The 14393-nt window shown below is 48.7% G+C and carries 18 protein-coding genes; 7 read left to right on the top strand and 11 right to left on the bottom strand.

The window, feature by feature from the left end; translation table 11 throughout:
- Positions 1 to 58: 58 nt before the first annotated feature.
- From sigJ to HYN46_RS13810, 6 genes are all read right to left on the bottom strand, one after another.
- Positions 59 to 991: an RNA polymerase sigma factor SigJ gene (gene sigJ, locus HYN46_RS13835; protein WP_228254817.1), complete on the bottom strand. Its 933-nt coding sequence runs from the start codon at positions 989 to 991 to the stop codon at positions 59 to 61.
- Positions 961 to 1395, bottom strand: coding sequence for a carboxymuconolactone decarboxylase family protein (locus HYN46_RS13830; RefSeq protein WP_114899927.1), 435 nt, complete (start codon positions 1393 to 1395; stop codon positions 961 to 963). Before HYN46_RS13830 ends, sigJ begins: the two co-directional genes overlap by 31 nt.
- Positions 1396 to 1551: 156 nt before the next feature.
- The gene (locus HYN46_RS13825) at positions 1552 to 1980 is read right to left on the bottom strand and encodes a hypothetical protein (protein WP_114899926.1); all 429 of its coding nucleotides are present in this window, start codon (positions 1978 to 1980) and stop codon (positions 1552 to 1554) included.
- Between the two features lie 111 nt (positions 1981 to 2091).
- Entirely contained in the window at positions 2092 to 3207 is a 1116-nt protein-coding gene (locus HYN46_RS13820) for a DUF6670 family protein (RefSeq protein ID WP_228254816.1), read from the bottom strand.
- A 292-nt stretch (positions 3208 to 3499) separates the two neighbouring features.
- The gene (locus HYN46_RS13815; RefSeq protein WP_114899924.1) at positions 3500 to 4258 is read right to left on the bottom strand and encodes an SDR family NAD(P)-dependent oxidoreductase; all 759 of its coding nucleotides are present in this window, start codon (positions 4256 to 4258) and stop codon (positions 3500 to 3502) included.
- An 88-nt stretch (positions 4259 to 4346) separates the two neighbouring features.
- Complete coding sequence (locus HYN46_RS13810) at positions 4347 to 4532, bottom strand: 4-oxalocrotonate tautomerase (protein ID WP_114899923.1); 186 nt, start codon at positions 4530 to 4532, stop codon at positions 4347 to 4349.
- A gap of 116 nt (positions 4533 to 4648) precedes the next feature.
- Here HYN46_RS13810 and HYN46_RS13805 point away from each other — a divergent pair, with 116 nt between their 5' ends.
- Positions 4649 to 5539, top strand: coding sequence for a LysR substrate-binding domain-containing protein (locus HYN46_RS13805; protein WP_210009198.1), 891 nt, complete (start codon positions 4649 to 4651; stop codon positions 5537 to 5539).
- Between the two features lie 2 nt (positions 5540 to 5541).
- On the opposite strand, the gene HYN46_RS13800 is transcribed toward HYN46_RS13805, so the two are convergent.
- Both HYN46_RS13800 and ftrA read right to left on the bottom strand, forming a co-directional pair.
- The gene (locus HYN46_RS13800; RefSeq protein WP_114899921.1) at positions 5542 to 5985 is read right to left on the bottom strand and encodes a hypothetical protein; all 444 of its coding nucleotides are present in this window, start codon (positions 5983 to 5985) and stop codon (positions 5542 to 5544) included.
- Positions 5986 to 6037: 52 nt separating this feature from the next.
- On the bottom strand, positions 6038 to 6994 hold the full coding sequence (gene ftrA / locus HYN46_RS13795; protein WP_114899920.1) for a transcriptional regulator FtrA: 957 nt from the start codon (positions 6992 to 6994) through the stop codon (positions 6038 to 6040).
- A 95-nt stretch (positions 6995 to 7089) separates the two neighbouring features.
- On the opposite strand from ftrA, the gene HYN46_RS13790 reads away from it, so the two are divergent.
- From HYN46_RS13790 to HYN46_RS13780, 3 genes are all read left to right on the top strand, one after another.
- On the top strand, positions 7090 to 7398 hold the full coding sequence (locus tag HYN46_RS13790; RefSeq protein ID WP_114899919.1) for a DUF1272 domain-containing protein: 309 nt from the start codon (positions 7090 to 7092) through the stop codon (positions 7396 to 7398).
- 33 nt (positions 7399 to 7431) lie between these two features.
- A complete protein-coding gene (locus tag HYN46_RS13785) occupies positions 7432 to 7839 on the top strand; it encodes a rhodanese-like domain-containing protein (RefSeq protein ID WP_114899918.1) in 408 nt (135 codons plus the stop codon).
- Positions 7840 to 7953: 114 nt separating this feature from the next.
- Complete coding sequence (locus tag HYN46_RS13780) at positions 7954 to 9318, top strand: NHL repeat-containing protein (protein WP_114899917.1); 1365 nt, start codon at positions 7954 to 7956, stop codon at positions 9316 to 9318.
- A 74-nt stretch (positions 9319 to 9392) separates the two neighbouring features.
- Here HYN46_RS13780 and HYN46_RS13775 read toward each other — a convergent pair whose 3' ends face one another.
- The 3 genes from HYN46_RS13775 to HYN46_RS13765 are packed head-to-tail and all read right to left on the bottom strand — an operon-like array spanning position 9393 to position 10712.
- Complete coding sequence (locus HYN46_RS13775) at positions 9393 to 9779, bottom strand: hypothetical protein (protein ID WP_114899916.1); 387 nt, start codon at positions 9777 to 9779, stop codon at positions 9393 to 9395.
- Positions 9779 to 10213: a hypothetical protein gene (locus tag HYN46_RS13770; RefSeq protein WP_114899915.1), complete on the bottom strand. Its 435-nt coding sequence runs from the start codon at positions 10211 to 10213 to the stop codon at positions 9779 to 9781. The genes HYN46_RS13775 and HYN46_RS13770 overlap by 1 nt, the downstream gene beginning before the upstream one ends.
- Before the next feature lie 43 nt (positions 10214 to 10256).
- Positions 10257 to 10712: a hypothetical protein gene (locus HYN46_RS13765; RefSeq protein WP_114899914.1), complete on the bottom strand. Its 456-nt coding sequence runs from the start codon at positions 10710 to 10712 to the stop codon at positions 10257 to 10259.
- 451 nt (positions 10713 to 11163) lie between these two features.
- Here HYN46_RS13765 and HYN46_RS13760 point away from each other — a divergent pair, with 451 nt between their 5' ends.
- The 3 genes from HYN46_RS13760 (at position 11164) to HYN46_RS13750 (ending at position 14390) form a co-directional block, all read left to right on the top strand.
- A complete protein-coding gene (locus HYN46_RS13760; RefSeq protein WP_114899913.1) occupies positions 11164 to 11952 on the top strand; it encodes a DUF3472 domain-containing protein in 789 nt (262 codons plus the stop codon).
- Positions 11953 to 12089: 137 nt separating this feature from the next.
- On the top strand, positions 12090 to 12767 hold the full coding sequence (locus tag HYN46_RS13755; RefSeq protein ID WP_114899912.1) for a cysteine hydrolase family protein: 678 nt from the start codon (positions 12090 to 12092) through the stop codon (positions 12765 to 12767).
- A gap of 60 nt (positions 12768 to 12827) precedes the next feature.
- Positions 12828 to 14390, top strand: a complete 1563-nt coding sequence (locus tag HYN46_RS13750; RefSeq protein ID WP_114899911.1) for a regulator — start codon at positions 12828 to 12830, stop codon at positions 14388 to 14390.
- The last annotated feature ends 3 nt before the right edge of the window (positions 14391 to 14393 follow it).

The following is a 14393-nucleotide window of genomic DNA, read 5'->3' as shown; positions in this document are numbered from 1 at the left end:
CTGATGAAAGGCCTCAAGCGTAGTCGGTATGACTGCGCTTGAAGCGTCTTATTCTTGTTTAAGACATTTTCAACTTATCCGGATTGCGTACCACATACAGATTACGAATCTGCCCTGATGCGCTAAATGCAAAGGTCAACGCCATATTCACCTGATCCTGTTGATCAGTGCAGATAAAACCCGCTCCGTGATGAATCGTATCGCCATGCCATGAGAGCTGTGACCAGTTGCTAAACAGCAACCGCTCAAAGAAACGCAGCACCGCTTCTTTACCAGCCAGCATCGCCACCGCAGACACCTTACCGCCGCCATCAGCTTGTAACTGGATATCCTCAGTGAGCAGTTGTGACAGTTGCTCTAAATTACCGGTCTGCACCGCATGCTGAAACGCCGCAAGCAAAGCCTGCTGGCGATGCGAGGGGAGGGTCGTGATCTGGCTTTTCTCATCCGCGACATGCTGCCGTGCACGCGCGATCAACTGCCTGCAATACACCGTCGATATCTCAAGGATACGGGCGATCTCGGCATACGGTTGATCAAATATCTCATAGAGCAGGTAAGCGGCACGCTCTTTGGGCGACAGCCGCTCAAGCAATAGCATAAAGGCTGTAGACAGGGTCTCATCCGATTCCTGCTCCGCCGACAAGTCGTCACTGATGAGATGGGCACCATCAGCCGACTCATAAAACGGCTCAGGCAACCACGTGCCGATATACTCAGTACGAGATTTATGCGCAGCACGCAGCAGGTCGATACTCTGCCGCGTACACACCGTGGTCAGCCATGCTTGCGGGTTATCGAGTTGGTCGATAGCAGCTTGGGACCATTTTATAAACACATCCTGCACCACATCCTCGGCATCGCTAAACGAGCCGAGGATGCGGTATGACAAGCCGAGCAAAAAGGATCGGCGTTCTTCAAACAACTGGAGATGTTTTTCGGGGTATGTTCTGGTTTGCATCAGTGCTGTGAGATTTGCAGTCGATTCCATAGGTTAATCAATCCGATGGTGACCGTTAAAGCAGAGATTTGTTCTTCGCTAAAATATTTCACCAACTCCTGACGCAGCGGCTCTAAGTTCGCTTGAGTATTCACGACAGTCAGTGCTTCGGTCCACGCAAAGGCGGCTTTTTCTTGCGCGCTATAGTCATCGCAATGACGCCACACAATCAAGCGGTCCAAGCGCTCTTGCGTCTCGCCATCTGCTTTGGCTTCGCTGATATGCATTTTTACGCAAAAGGCGCAGCCATTGATTTGCGATGCACGCAGCACCACCAGATGATGCAACTTACGCTCGATCAGCTTTAAACCGTCCAACTTAACGTGCGCTTGGTAGAGTGCTTGAATCACAGTCGGGTGGTTTTTGAGGGGGTCAATGGATAGGGTGGTGGTCATGGTCTTGCTCCGTAAGTTAGCCCTTCTTCAAAACTGATAAGGGGATACTAACTTGACGATTCAGGACAGGGTGGTGTGACAAAGGAAGAAATATTTCTTATGAAATATTTATAAATTTCTGTTTTATATAAAATTATAAATTAAGAAAGCTCAACGCTAATCTTCAGGGAAACTCAAAATCGTAACTGTTGGGCGCTCCTTCACAATAAAATCAAAAACCTCGACCGATGTCACAATCAACAGATGCTCAAATCCCAGATGATTATGCCGCTCGCCAGCATCCTCATAGAAATCATTTAAGAAATACGAATGTGTTGAGAAGAAAAAGTTACCGCCGCCGCAATCATCCGGCAATGCACTCAAGGTTCTTTGTCGATAACTTTCCGAACCGACCCGATAGGAAATCGGGCGCGGTGCAAACTCAATCACCACGCGATCGGTGGGATTAAGGCGGCTCGATGGGGAGTTGTAGATTTTTTTCAAGTAGAGCTTCAAGGCACCGACTTGATTAATCTCGATAGAGACATAATCAAGTTCAGGCAAATCCTTACCGAGCGGGAACCACGTCGCATATTGCTCTTTCATGATCTCACCTATCTGGCCGTGATGGACTACGGCCTTTAAGGTAACATCAAAAGGATGATCAGCGTCACCCCATCCATGGTGTCTTTACAAAGTCATGGCTAGGCCTAAGGCCTAGCGTCGATCGATATATTCGATATAGCCTCGGCCTGAGATTGCTTCACCATTACGCTGTCCAGTATAGGCATAGCCACCGACATAACCACTGCCTAAACCATAGGTAAATGCCGTATCCACCTCAGCATGAATCGTTAATATGATCCGATCCTGATCATAGACCTGCCACGTAAAGGTCTTGGGCAGTTTCATCTGTACGCCATCCGGTGCAACCGCAAGCTCAGGCTGATAGGTCTGGACCTCAAATTCAGCTTTATAAGTTTGATTGTAACTATCCATGCTGCGTAGAAAAGCCTGACTCAGGGCAGTCACGCCATTGATTTGCGTCTGATTGAATAGGATCTGTGTATCTTGATCTAAATTGATGATCTGATAAGTAAAGAAATCTAATGGAATTTTCAGTGCATCATTTAGCGGTTTATCCTGCAATAGATAAGGACTGACACTCGCTGCATACTCAAAGGTACATAGACCCGAAATGGCTTGCCGTTCCCCTTGCCAAGTCAAAAATCCAGTATAGGTCGAGAGTAAGCTCAAATGGTCGTAGATCGGGGTCTTAACAAACCAAGTCACTTTGTCGGTATTGTGAATATCAATCTCAAGCTCAAAACCCGCATAGTTCGCACTGACATGATAATCAGGATAGCTGCCGGTAATCGTGAGATCTTGCCCAAAGCGAATCAGGCTGCCATCCGCCCGCATATCGCAATCACGATCAATGGAATATCCACGGAAAAGGTTGGGATGCGTGGCTGCGGTACCCGTCACCACCGTCGCATTGCGGCGAGGACTGCCGACTAAAGCATGATCGGTATCAAAAGCTAAAGCCCCAGGCATCCCGATAATCGACATAATTGAAAAGAAGCGATGAGGTGGGGCTAAATCAGGAATCATCACGCCGTAATGCGTCCAACCAATCTGCTTAGAATTGATATACGGCACCATTGGGTAAGGCTGGATAAATGGCTTGCCCTCTTGCTCGGGCGTCTTATCTAGCAAGGGATAAAGATGATTAATCGCAAATTGAGTGGCTGACTGCGTCAGTTTCTTTTTCGTGAAGAATTTTTCTTTGATCTGCATAATTGCCTCGATGTTGAGTAAAGGGAAAGTCATCGGCGTGCTGCATAGGTCATGCAGAGATGATGAGCGGATGGATTGCCAAAAGATAGTTTTATGGTTCTTTAGGTACAAAGCGCATACCATGAGGTTTGCAGCGATGCTAGTACGAAATACGGGGCCATGTTTGACTATAGAGACGTAAATCATCATGCCTCTGGAGTCAATTTCACTGCTCTTATTGTGAATATAGTCGATAAGCAAGCTATCCTATCTCAACAGGCTTTCATTCCAATATCTTCAACAGCATGTACTTTTTCCTCATCAAAAAACTTAAGCCGATACCCCCTTAAATCTGCGTAAATCCGCCATCCACAGTCAACTCTACGCCATTCACATAACGGGCATCGTGTGATGCCAAGAACAGCGCTGCACCAGCGATATCATCAGGATGTGCGACAAAGCCGAGCGGCACAGCGCCTGCAGCATATTCGGTTAGCGCGGCGATTTGCGCATCATCCAGTTTCAGACCATTTTCCATGATTGGCGTACGTGTAAATCCTGGACTCAATGTATTGACCCGAATCTTACGTGATTTTAGATCATTGGCCCATGTCCGTGCAAAGGAACGAACGGCAGCCTTAGAGGCGCTGTACAGACTTAAGTTTTCCATGCCTTTATTGGCGACAATCGATGCCGTTAATACGATGGATGCGTCATCTTTAAGTAAAGGCAGCAGCGTTTGAACCTTAAAAAAGACCCCTTTAACATTGATATCAAAGGTCTTCGCATAGTCATCGATGGTCGTCTCGCCTAACGTATTCTTCTCCGCGATTCCCGCATTGGCAAATACGGCATCCAGATGATCTCCACGGTTTTCGATTTCGCGTTTGAGCTTTTGCAGATCGGCTAGGCTTGATACATCTGAGACGACTGCAACTGCATTGCTACCGAGTTGAGCCGCCGCCGCGTCAAGGCTCTTTGCCGATCTCCCGGTGATATAGACGCGTTTAGCGCCTTCGCTCAGCAATGCCTTGGCGATGGAAAAACCGATACCTGTGGAACCGCCACTGACAACGATGACTTGATTTAAAAAACGATTGGACATGTCAGTACTCCTGATTGTGGTGATGTGTGAGAGCGTCTGTGAAAAAAGAGAGATGCACATGCATCTCTCCTAGGGTTCAGCGATTTACTTACTTATCAGAAATCAAAGTACCGCCTTTGGCCCAAGCGTCTTTGGCATATTCCGTGATCAAGACATCTACGCTTTCAGGTGGGCAGTTCAGTGTTTCTACAGTGACACGGGTGACTTCACGGACAAAATCACGTTTTTGATCCAAGGTACGACCCGGAAGCATTTCTAAATGTACGGTAGGCATGGCCTTTCTCCTCAAAGAACACCCCGAGATAGAGTGTTGATGGGGCCAGTATTGATCAGCATAAAAATAAGATAAATGTGCTAGGATTTGGATGACTTTAAACCTGTAGGTTTGGAATGATGGATAAACTGGCCAATATGGCGATGTTTGTACGCGTGGTTGAGCTGGGCAGCTTTAGTGCTGCCGCTGAAGTCTCAGAAGTCTCTGCGACCATGGTCGCCAAGCACATCCGCATGGCAGAGGAGCGCTTGGGTGCACGACTCTTACATCGCACCACCAGACGCCAGCATCTGACCGAGGTCGGCACGCTCTATTACGAGCGCTGCAAGCAAGTCTTGGCGGAAGTTGCACTGGCAGAATCCAGCGCGTCCGAGTTACAGGCTACCCCTAGAGGTCAACTCCGCATCGTGGCGCCCGTCAGCTTTGGCTCTCATAGCCTTGTGCCCGTACTCACCGAATTCATGGCGCTCTATCCTGAAGTGACTGTTGATCTGACCCTCAGCAATGGCAAACCTGATTTGATTCATGAGGGGTATGAACTGGGGATTGTGATCGGTACGGTGGATGATCCTAATTTAGTTGCACGGCCTCTATGTTCCTATCGACGCGTACTGGCGGCATCGCCTGCCTATCTCGAACGCTATGGACAGCCTAAGCATCCTGAAGAATTACAGCAGCATTCCTGTCTCGGCTTATCGTATTGGCGGCACCATGATTCTTGGCACCTGCTCGGGCCAGATGGCGAGCGATTTAAGGTGGCGGTGCAGGGCAGATTTAAAGCCAATGGCGGCGATGCTTTGCGCATTGCTGCAATCGGCGGTGTAGGCATCGTGCTGCAACCAGAAACCTTGTTGACTGAAGATCTCCACGCAGGCCGCCTTGTTCCGGTACTACCTGACTGGTCATATATCCCATCGCCGGTATCTCTGGTCTATGCACAGGACCGACGACCCACGGCGAAGCTACGCCATATGATTGATTTTTTGATAGAGCGGTTTGGGCGTTAACTTTAGCAATGCGGTTTTTCTTCTACGCTACTATCGGCGTTCACGTGAAAGCAGGTCCCTGCCATAAAAGAGTAAGTACCGCGTAGACCATAGCTTACTGAACCACTTGCACTTACCCGATACGTTGTATTGATTTGAAGCGGCAGTGCTTGAGCAGTTTCTTTAAAACCAGAGGGAATTACGCCGTATTGAATTTGGTTTAGACCTTTAGCATCGCCATGCAGACGCCATAAAGGATCAACCAGTCCATTGGAACCTCGTTCAACAGTCGTCACATTAATATCATAGAGATGCACAGATTTTATGCGATGCTCTTCGCCTTTTGTCGAGACTCCAAAAAAGATACCATGGGTGAGGTCTCCGTTCACAGTCATATAACCAAGAGCGCTGCATGAGTAAGTCAGTATGGAGAGTAGAATTACAGTCAATTTACTCAAATTAGACATCTTTCATCCTTTTTCTTGAAGCTTATATTTAACGTGATTTGAAATTGAAAACTTACCCCACATGCTTAAACTGATAGCGATACCGCGTCGGCGTGGGGATGCCATGGATTCTAAAGTGTCGTCTCAAGGATTCTGTCGAACCAAATCCTGCCAGCTCTGCCACCTGATCAATCGTCAATTGCGCTTTGGATTCGAGCAACTCTTTGGCAAAAGCAATCCGCTCCTGAATCAACCACTCAATGGGGCTTAAACCTGTCGAGTCTTTAAACTGGCGCTGGAGTGTGCGACTGCTGATATGCGCCTGCCGCGCCATCGACTCGATAGTGTGGGGAAGGGCGAGATTCTCCAGCAACCAGTCCATCAGTTTGGCAATGCCATTGATCTTGCTGACGGGCATCGGACGCGGGATAAACTGTGCCTGACCGCCATCACGATGCGGCGACATCACCAGTCGCTGTGCCACCTGATTCGACACCTTCGCGCCATAATCCTGCCGCACGATATGCAGCAACATATCCAGCCCCGCCGCCGAGCCCGCCGAAGTAATCACCGAATCCTGATCGATATACAGTGCCGAGGCATCCACAATCAGATCAGGAAACTGCGCCGCTAAGGCTTCCGCATAGCGCCAATGCGTCGTCACCCGCTTACCTGTCAATATCCCCGCATGGGCAAGGACAAACACCCCTGAACAGATCGTGCAAATCCGCACTCCACGTAAGTGTGCCGCCCGCAGTGCATCGAGTAAATCTTGGGGAGGTACTTCATGGGCATCTCGCCAACCGGGGATCACAATCGTATCGGCATCAAGCAGCACCTCAAGGCCATGTGACGCCTGCACCTGTATCCCGCCCATCGCCCAGAGTGGCGAGGGCTCAATGCCACAAATCACATGACGATACCACTCGACCCCCAGTTCAGATCGATTGAGGGCAAAGACTTCAACAGCGCAACCAAACTCAAAGGTACAGAGTCGGTCATACGCAAGGATCGCGACGAGATGAGACATGGCGTGATCTTACCGAATGTTGTCATAAGCGTCTATTTTATTTCCCCCACCAAACCGCCAAAATCCTCTCACACCCTGCCACTTGGATGAATGAGATGCTCGAACTGCGACCCAGCTGTGAACACTGCAATAAAGCACTACCCCCTGACGCAGCCGATGCCCGCATTTGCTCTTTTGAGTGCACCTTTTGCGCCCCTTGTGTCGATCAGGTCTTGGGTAATGTCTGCCCGAATTGTGGCGGTGGCTTTGTGCCTAGACCGATACGCCCCCAGCACAACTGGCGGGGTGGCAATGACTTGGCGCATTATCCGGCAACAACTTCGGTCACCTATAAACCTGTGGATGCCACGGCACATGCCGCATTTGCCGCATCGATCAAAGACATCAACCCTGCAGTCCGCTAAGCATTCACTGAAATCTTAAAAAAGGAGCCCATCATGCCTTCAACCGTCAGCCTAATCCCAGCCGCCCCAAGTGATGTGGCCCTTGCCCACTTTGAAGCCGCCTTTGGCTTTGAGACTGACTGTTGGGATGTGCACCATGCCCTGACTACTGACACCCAGGATTTTGTCCTGCTGGATGTGCGCAGTCATGAGCTCTACAACCAAGGTCATTTGCCGCAAGCGATCAGCTTGCCACATGGCAAAATCATCGCTGCTAAGATGGCGCAATGGCCACGCGAGACCCTGTTTGTCGTCTACTGTGCTGGACCGCATTGCAACGGTGCCCATCGCGGCGCAGTCCGTCTTGCGCGTCTGGGCTATCCGGTCAAGATGATGATTGGTGGGGTGATGGGGTGGATCGATGAGGGGTTTGAATTGGCGAGGGAGGAGGTGATGGTGTAACCATCACATCCGCATTTTTTAGTCAATGGCAAGTTAATATCAGCTTAATAATTTGCTATCCCACTCCTATCTAACGTGTTATCTTTTTCTTTTGGGAAAAAATCGGCGCAATCAATGAACTTTCAACAAAAGCTTATCATTTTAACATTATCAATATTGATCACTGCTTGTGGTGGTTCTTCCGATACTGCTTCAATCGCACCGTCACCAGTTGCCCCAGTACCAGTAACGCCAGCGCCCGTCACGCCAACGCCCATCACGCCAACAATATTGGCGTCTGGAAGTCATGCGACCCTTGCTGCCAATGAGCAGTATTTAGTGCCGAAAGGCACATCGGTGACAACACCAAGTGGGAGCATCATTTTTCTTTATGGCTCTAATTCAAAGCCCATCGTTCCTCTAAATTCGATAATAAACGTCCCATCCAGTGCAACAGGTGCTGCGACATACACAGTTTCATCGGGTGTAGTAAATGTTGCCCCCCTAAACGCGACGAGTCAGTTTATTGCTGGTTCGGCAACGAGTACTGGATCCTTGGATGGTGTGGGTAGCGCGGCAACCTTTTTTATTGTTGGAAACGGAATGGCTGTTGATGCAACAGGCAATATATTTATAACCAATCAGAGTAAGGTCAGGAAAATAACACCAGAAGGCGTCGTGACGACACTGACTGATTTTAAGGTCACAAATATAGATTTAAACCCTTCAATTACAATTGATAAGAGCGGTAATGTATTTGTTAGCCTACAGACTCAAGGTTTTATTATTCCAGGATTCGGACCTTTAGCGAATCTTGGAGGGTATTTTAATTCGAACAATATCTTTGAATTAACGGCTACAGGACAATCTATTGCTTTTAAGCAATGGGGAGTTACCCCTCCATCATCATCGCCTCCATCGTTGACAACAGGAGGTTTAGCGCTAGATAGTGCTGGTAATTTCTATATAGCAGATACGACTCATCATCGGATTGTTAAGTTTGACCCGACTGGATCAATGTCTGTATTTGCAGGGAGTGGTACCGCGGGTCTGGCCGATGGGGCGGGTGTAGCGGCAATGTTTAATAGCCCTTCAGATGTTGCAATTGACGGTCAGAATAATCTTTATGTCGCTGATTCTGGCAATTCCGCACTGAGAAAAATAAAGCCCGACGGCACAGTGAGTACGATTACTTTACCATCTGACCCCTCTTTTGGTTTTTCATACAAGATAGCGGTTGATCCCGCTGGGAATATTTTTTCTATTTATGTCAGGCTTGTTGGCACTTCAAAAAGCAGCGGCATCTATCGTTTGGATACATCAGGCAACATCACGAACTTTCCTATATCAGGGATTACTTTAGGAAGCACACTTACAACTGATAGCAAGGGAGCTTTGTATTATACGAGTGGCGGTGATGTGTCCTCAACTGAGCCAATCCCAGCGATGATTTTGAGCGGCGCTGGGGCACAGGTATTGAAAATGACGCTTTCAAATTAATTAGATTGAGGTTTGGTGCAATGCGCTTTAGCTTATTGCACCTTACGCTTGCTAAACATCTATCTACTTCTTATTCACCCCTCCAAAAAGCACTCTGCAATATAAGGTCTTCTGGGAATACGGTAGAGATATGCGTGCCTTGCCTCTCTGATTGCCGTCAATATCTCAGAGTTCTCATCGGACCCAGTTACAATAATCAATGTGCAAATATAAAACCCATCTATAAATGTTTGATAATCAGATTGAATACGACACATGTGTGAAGGACGGTCTGGTTTGGGGTAATTGTTGATTTGTGCAAAGAATTGATCATAGGTTCGAGTGATTTTGCCTTGGCTATATTCGGCTTGCCAAGCCGCAATTTGCGGACCTATGAACTCGGGATCAAAGCGTACTCGTGCAGTCAATGTATGATAGTAGAATGGATCATCATCATCTTTTACAACTTTCGTGGTAACCATCACAGCCCTTTCTTTTTATCCCGTCTGGCCTGCTTACACCAGTCCTTATCCAGTGGGTAGTAGCGTCCGCGCTGCACATCGGCGAGTAGTGGGGGATACTTCTTGGTCGGTGCTTGATAGCGATAAGCAGGGATCGAGTTGAGTTCCTGATCGGCATCACTCAGTGTAAAGTTCTGATCCGGTGAAAAACTTGCAAAGTCACGGCAAACTCCAATCAGCACCTGTTGGATGTCTTTGTGTGCCAGTGCATCTCTTTTTAAGAAAGCCGAATGAATCGTCATATCTTGAGCGCCCGGTGCTGGCGGTGCGGATATGATCACATCTGCATTTTCAGTCGGCGGAGGCAGTTTGCTATTGACCCCTGACCCTGCGCATCCCGCTAGGCTTCCAAGGAGTAGGGTACTGATCAGCAGGAGAGGCAGGTTGTTTTTCATCGTGATGGAATGTCCGAACTTAAAGTGATTGATCATTGGAACCTTAAGCAGTTAGACATTCGATCTGCCTATAGACATCCAAGCTGAGAAGATTCACAAAAGCTACATCACTGAATTTGACTTGATTCACCAGTCCTGAAAGTGGCTCGGGTAGAGTATTCCATTGAATAGGATTGGTCGGTGCTGCCGCTAACTCGTAAGCACTGTTTAATTCAGAGGTTGTCTTATGAATATCACTCCAATCATACACATAGAAGCCGCGAGTTGCGAGCGCAATAAAGCTGTCTGGACGTGGCACTTGAACAAAAAGTTTAGCTTCTGAGACCTGAGGTAATTGAAAGATTGCTTGTTCGATTAGCTCGATACCTTGGAGTTCTGGGGTGAAAGCATTTATTGGGATTGGCCCCGATCCAGCAGTGATGAATGCCGCAATATATCCATCACGATCTGAAGCAATCCAAACACAGTCGTAATCTGCGGGGTATTCATATTTAGACATATTAATTTTCCAAAATGAAGTCTAGTCTTTCTAAATAGGAGGGTGAAGGAAATAGGCATTGCCCATCAATAGAATCCACAGAGCAAGCATTCCGAAGATGATGATACGAAGCCTTGGAATTCCATGCGGTCGAAAGAGTAGATAGGTTGTTGTGATCAAAAAAACATAAAACAAAAGTGAAAAGAAAGTGCTAAGCATTGCGTGATTCCAACATCAGGTCCCCTGATCATGCGGTTATTCATCTTATTTTGTCAAAAAAAACGCCAGCGGCTTCTCTCCATCACTTAAAATTGATCAACAGGTCAATGGCTGTTTAACAAAGCATTACTTTAAGAGGCACTGCACCTACCAACCTTATCCAGATTAGTCACAAATCGATTACCTCGTCTTCATACCCCATCAATCTTAAGTCGATATCCTGATCCACAAAGACATCTGATCAGAGATACCAATGCTAAAACCCCTCTTGCTCACCACGCTGCTGATCTCCACAGTCGCGCTTGCCGATCCTCAAATTTACTATACGACCCAAAGCCCCAGCAGCAGCGGCTTTGACCAAATCCAGTGGCCCGTCACAGTCAATACCGCACCCAGCACGGGCAGTACTTATTATTTTGCCCTGCAAGCCAACTTTATTGGCGATGCCAAAAGCGCCATCTACATGGGATTGCAACCGCGTCAGGCGAATAAAAATCTCGTTATCTTTAGCACCTTCGGCACAGGAACTGCCGCACTTTCCCCGAATTGCCACTCGGGAGCAGACGGTGGTTCAGGCACCTCATGTTCAATCCAATATAACTGGAAAAAGGGCACGCCTTACCTGTTGACCATGAAACGCAATACGGCTGAATCCACCGATATCCTGCAAGTCTGGGAGGGCTATATCAAAGACACCACCACCCAACAGCAAACGCAAATTGGACGTTTCACTGTCCCCACCACTCGCCAAGGTCTGCAAAATTCCAGCCTGTTTTTTGATGAGTATTTCCCGTTTAATGCGGGTCCTAAAGACCCGACACAGCGCGTCTGTGTGCCCTATGCCAAGCTATTGGTGCAGTCACCGATTTATGGTTTCAATCACGTCAGCTATCCAGCGACCAAAATCACAGGTAGTCGAGTAGAGGCGGGCAAAGATAAATGCGCTATCGCCGCAGGGACGCCCAATGCGAAGCTGACAGCCGTACCCAATAGCTTGGATTATGTCGTAGAGACAGGCTTTCTCTCTAACCCAGCGCGTTAAAGTGGATTATCCGATAAGAATAGCCTGATAGCATAGACCAAGAAACATCAGGTATTTTTTTGCATGTCAATAAAGTGTTAACCCTCTGGCATATTTATTGCTGATTTCAATAGAAGAATCAGTGATAAGAGGGTGCCATGATAAGTAAGCACGAGATCCAAGCCGAACCTTACCCTCTGCAGTTTGATCCCAAGTATATTGCTTTGGTGATCATCGACATGCAGCGTGACTTTCTGGAGTTGGGCGGCTTTGGCGCGATGCTGGGTAATGACGTCTCACTGCTGCGCTCAGCCATCCTCCCTTGTCAAAAGCTCCTGCAAGCCGCCCGCGCTGCTGGGCTCTTTATTATTCATACCCGCGAAGGGCATCGTCCTGACCTGAGTGATGCCCCACCTGCCAAATTAAACCGTGGCAAAGGCACCGAGCGTATCGGGGATATCGGTCCCATGGGCCGTATTCTGATTCGTGGTGAGGCCGGGCACGACATCATTCCCGATCTGGCACCGATCAGCGGTGAGCCTGTGCTCGACAAACCGGGTAAAGGCGCGTTCTATCAGACCGATCTCGAACTTCTCTTAAAAAACAAAAACATATCCACGCTCATTGTCTGCGGGGTGACTACCGAAGTCTGTGTCCATACCACCGTGCGCGAAGCCAATGACCGTGGTTTTGAGTGTGTGGTACCTGCGGACTGCACGGCATCTTATTTTCCAGAGTTTCATGAAGTTGCGTTACGCATGATCGCGGCACAGGGGGGGATATTTGGCTGGGTTTCTGACTCAAACGCCATTATCCACGCACTTCAAACGCCATAAAGCTTGACGGTTTGATGTGCTTTTAAAAATGGGGTGATTGATTCGATAAGAGAGAAAACCATGCAAACCACACACAAACCTGTCCTCTGGGCAGTGGGGGATTGGAACGCCTTTTTTGGCTTTGGCACCAATATCTTGGTCAATATGCTGACCCTCACCGCACTCTTAAAATATGTCTTAAAGCTGCCTGATGCCTTGACCTTCGGGCGCATCCTCCCTGCTGCAGGGTTCATGCTCTTTCTCTCCACCATGTACTACGCATGGATGGCCTACCAACTTGCCAAGAAAACCGGACGCAACGATGTCTGCGCGTTGCCCTCAGGCATCAGCGTGCCACACATGTTTGTGGTGGTGTTTGTGATCATGCTGCCGATCGGCGCGGCGAGTGGTGATCCGGTCAAAGGTTGGGAGGCGGGCCTTGCGTGGGTGTTTGTGCAGAGCTTTGTGCTGATGATCGGCGGTTTTATCGCACCATTTATACGCAGGGTGACGCCGCGTGTGGCGCTATTGGGTGCATTGGCTGGCGTGTCGATTGCCTATATCTCACTGCGTCCTGCGCTAGACATGTTTATGGACCCAATCGTTGGGGTAGTGTGCTTTGCGATTCTGCTGGCAAACTGGTTTGGCGGTGTGCGCTACTTTAAGGGCATGCCCGCCGGTCTGGTGGCTATCATCGTCGGCTCCCTGATTGCATGGGGTAGCCTTGCCATGGGCTTTCATATCGGCGGTATGAGTTTAAGTCACCTCGGTGACTCCTTTGCCAGCTTTGGCTTCTCGATTCCGATCCCTGCTTTTGGTCATGTCTTTAATGGTTTTGACTACTTGGCCGTGATTCTGGTCACCGCAATTCCCTTCGGGATCTATGACCTTGTAGAAGCAATGGACAATGTCGAAAGTGCCGAGGCAGGTGGCGACCACTATCCAACCACGCGGGTGCTGACTGCGGATGGCATAGTCAGTCTCATCGGCTGCTGCTTGGGCAATCCGTTTATCAATGCCGTCTATATTGGACATCCCGGCTGGAAGGCGATGGGCGGGCGCATTGGTTACTCCGCCGCAACCGGGGTGATGATTTTAATCCTGTCCTGTTTTGGTATTTTGGCGTTCATGATGGCGATTATCCCCATCGTCGCGATTTCACCGATCCTGCTCTATATCGGACTGTTAATCGGTGCGCAGGCTTTTCAGGAGACACCGCGTGTGCATGCCCCTGCGGTGATCGTCGCCTTGATACCGCAAGTGGCGGGCTGGGGCAAGTTGCAAATTGACAATGCCTTGGGCGCCGCAGGCACCAATGCTGCCGCCGTCGGTATGGATAAACTCGCCAACACTGGGGTCATCTATCAAGGGCTGGATATCCTTGGCAGTGGCGCGATTCTGGTCAGTTTGATCCTTGCCGCGATCACGGCTTGCATCATTGATAAAGCCTTCCATAAAGCCTCGGCATTTGCGTTTGCCGGTGCGGTACTGACCTTCTTTGGCTTTATGCATAGCCAAGCCATTGGGGTGATGAAATCACCTGAAGTGGTTATCGCGTACCTTATCGTCAGCATCTTTTTGTTCCTCTGCCATAAAAATGCAGGATTGCTGGCCAAGAGCCCTGTGGCATCAGTGGATGGTTAACCT

This window comes from Aquirhabdus parva (assembly GCF_003351745.1).
GTDB classification, from domain to species: Bacteria; Pseudomonadota; Gammaproteobacteria; order Pseudomonadales; family Moraxellaceae; genus Aquirhabdus; species Aquirhabdus parva.
The sequence above is the reverse complement of the archived record's forward strand: the minus strand, read 5'-3'. Positions and strand labels throughout refer to the sequence as shown.

Bases quoted from the DNA above. Each gene is read 5' to 3' on its own strand.
- HYN46_RS13820 (WP_228254816.1), bottom strand. From the start codon at position 3,207: ATGACTTTCCCTTTACTCAACATCGAGGCAATTATGCAGATCAAAGAA.
- HYN46_RS13755 (WP_114899912.1), top strand. From the start codon at position 12,090: ATGATAAGTAAGCACGAGATCCAAGCCGAACCTTACCCTCTGCAGTTT.
- HYN46_RS13805 (WP_210009198.1), top strand. From the start codon at position 4,649: ATGATGGATAAACTGGCCAATATGGCGATGTTTGTACGCGTGGTTGAG.
- HYN46_RS13810 (WP_114899923.1), bottom strand. From the start codon at position 4,532: ATGCCTACCGTACATTTAGAAATGCTTCCGGGTCGTACCTTGGATCAA.
- ftrA (WP_114899920.1), bottom strand. From the start codon at position 6,994: ATGTCTCATCTCGTCGCGATCCTTGCGTATGACCGACTCTGTACCTTT.
- HYN46_RS13770 (WP_114899915.1), bottom strand. From the start codon at position 10,213: ATGAAAAACAACCTGCCTCTCCTGCTGATCAGTACCCTACTCCTTGGA.
- HYN46_RS13800 (WP_114899921.1), bottom strand. From the start codon at position 5,985: ATGTCTAATTTGAGTAAATTGACTGTAATTCTACTCTCCATACTGACT.
- HYN46_RS13760 (WP_114899913.1), top strand. From the start codon at position 11,164: ATGCTAAAACCCCTCTTGCTCACCACGCTGCTGATCTCCACAGTCGCG.
- HYN46_RS13815 (WP_114899924.1), bottom strand. From the start codon at position 4,258: ATGTCCAATCGTTTTTTAAATCAAGTCATCGTTGTCAGTGGCGGTTCC.
- HYN46_RS13775 (WP_114899916.1), bottom strand. From the start codon at position 9,779: ATGGTTACCACGAAAGTTGTAAAAGATGATGATGATCCATTCTACTAT.
- HYN46_RS13830 (WP_114899927.1), bottom strand. From the start codon at position 1,395: ATGACCACCACCCTATCCATTGACCCCCTCAAAAACCACCCGACTGTG.
- HYN46_RS13765 (WP_114899914.1), bottom strand. From the start codon at position 10,712: ATGTCTAAATATGAATACCCCGCAGATTACGACTGTGTTTGGATTGCT.
- HYN46_RS13790 (WP_114899919.1), top strand. From the start codon at position 7,090: ATGCTCGAACTGCGACCCAGCTGTGAACACTGCAATAAAGCACTACCC.
- sigJ (WP_228254817.1), bottom strand. From the start codon at position 991: ATGGAATCGACTGCAAATCTCACAGCACTGATGCAAACCAGAACATAC.
- HYN46_RS13785 (WP_114899918.1), top strand. From the start codon at position 7,432: ATGCCTTCAACCGTCAGCCTAATCCCAGCCGCCCCAAGTGATGTGGCC.
- HYN46_RS13780 (WP_114899917.1), top strand. From the start codon at position 7,954: ATGAACTTTCAACAAAAGCTTATCATTTTAACATTATCAATATTGATC.
- HYN46_RS13750 (WP_114899911.1), top strand. From the start codon at position 12,828: ATGCAAACCACACACAAACCTGTCCTCTGGGCAGTGGGGGATTGGAAC.
- HYN46_RS13825 (WP_114899926.1), bottom strand. From the start codon at position 1,980: ATGAAAGAGCAATATGCGACGTGGTTCCCGCTCGGTAAGGATTTGCCT.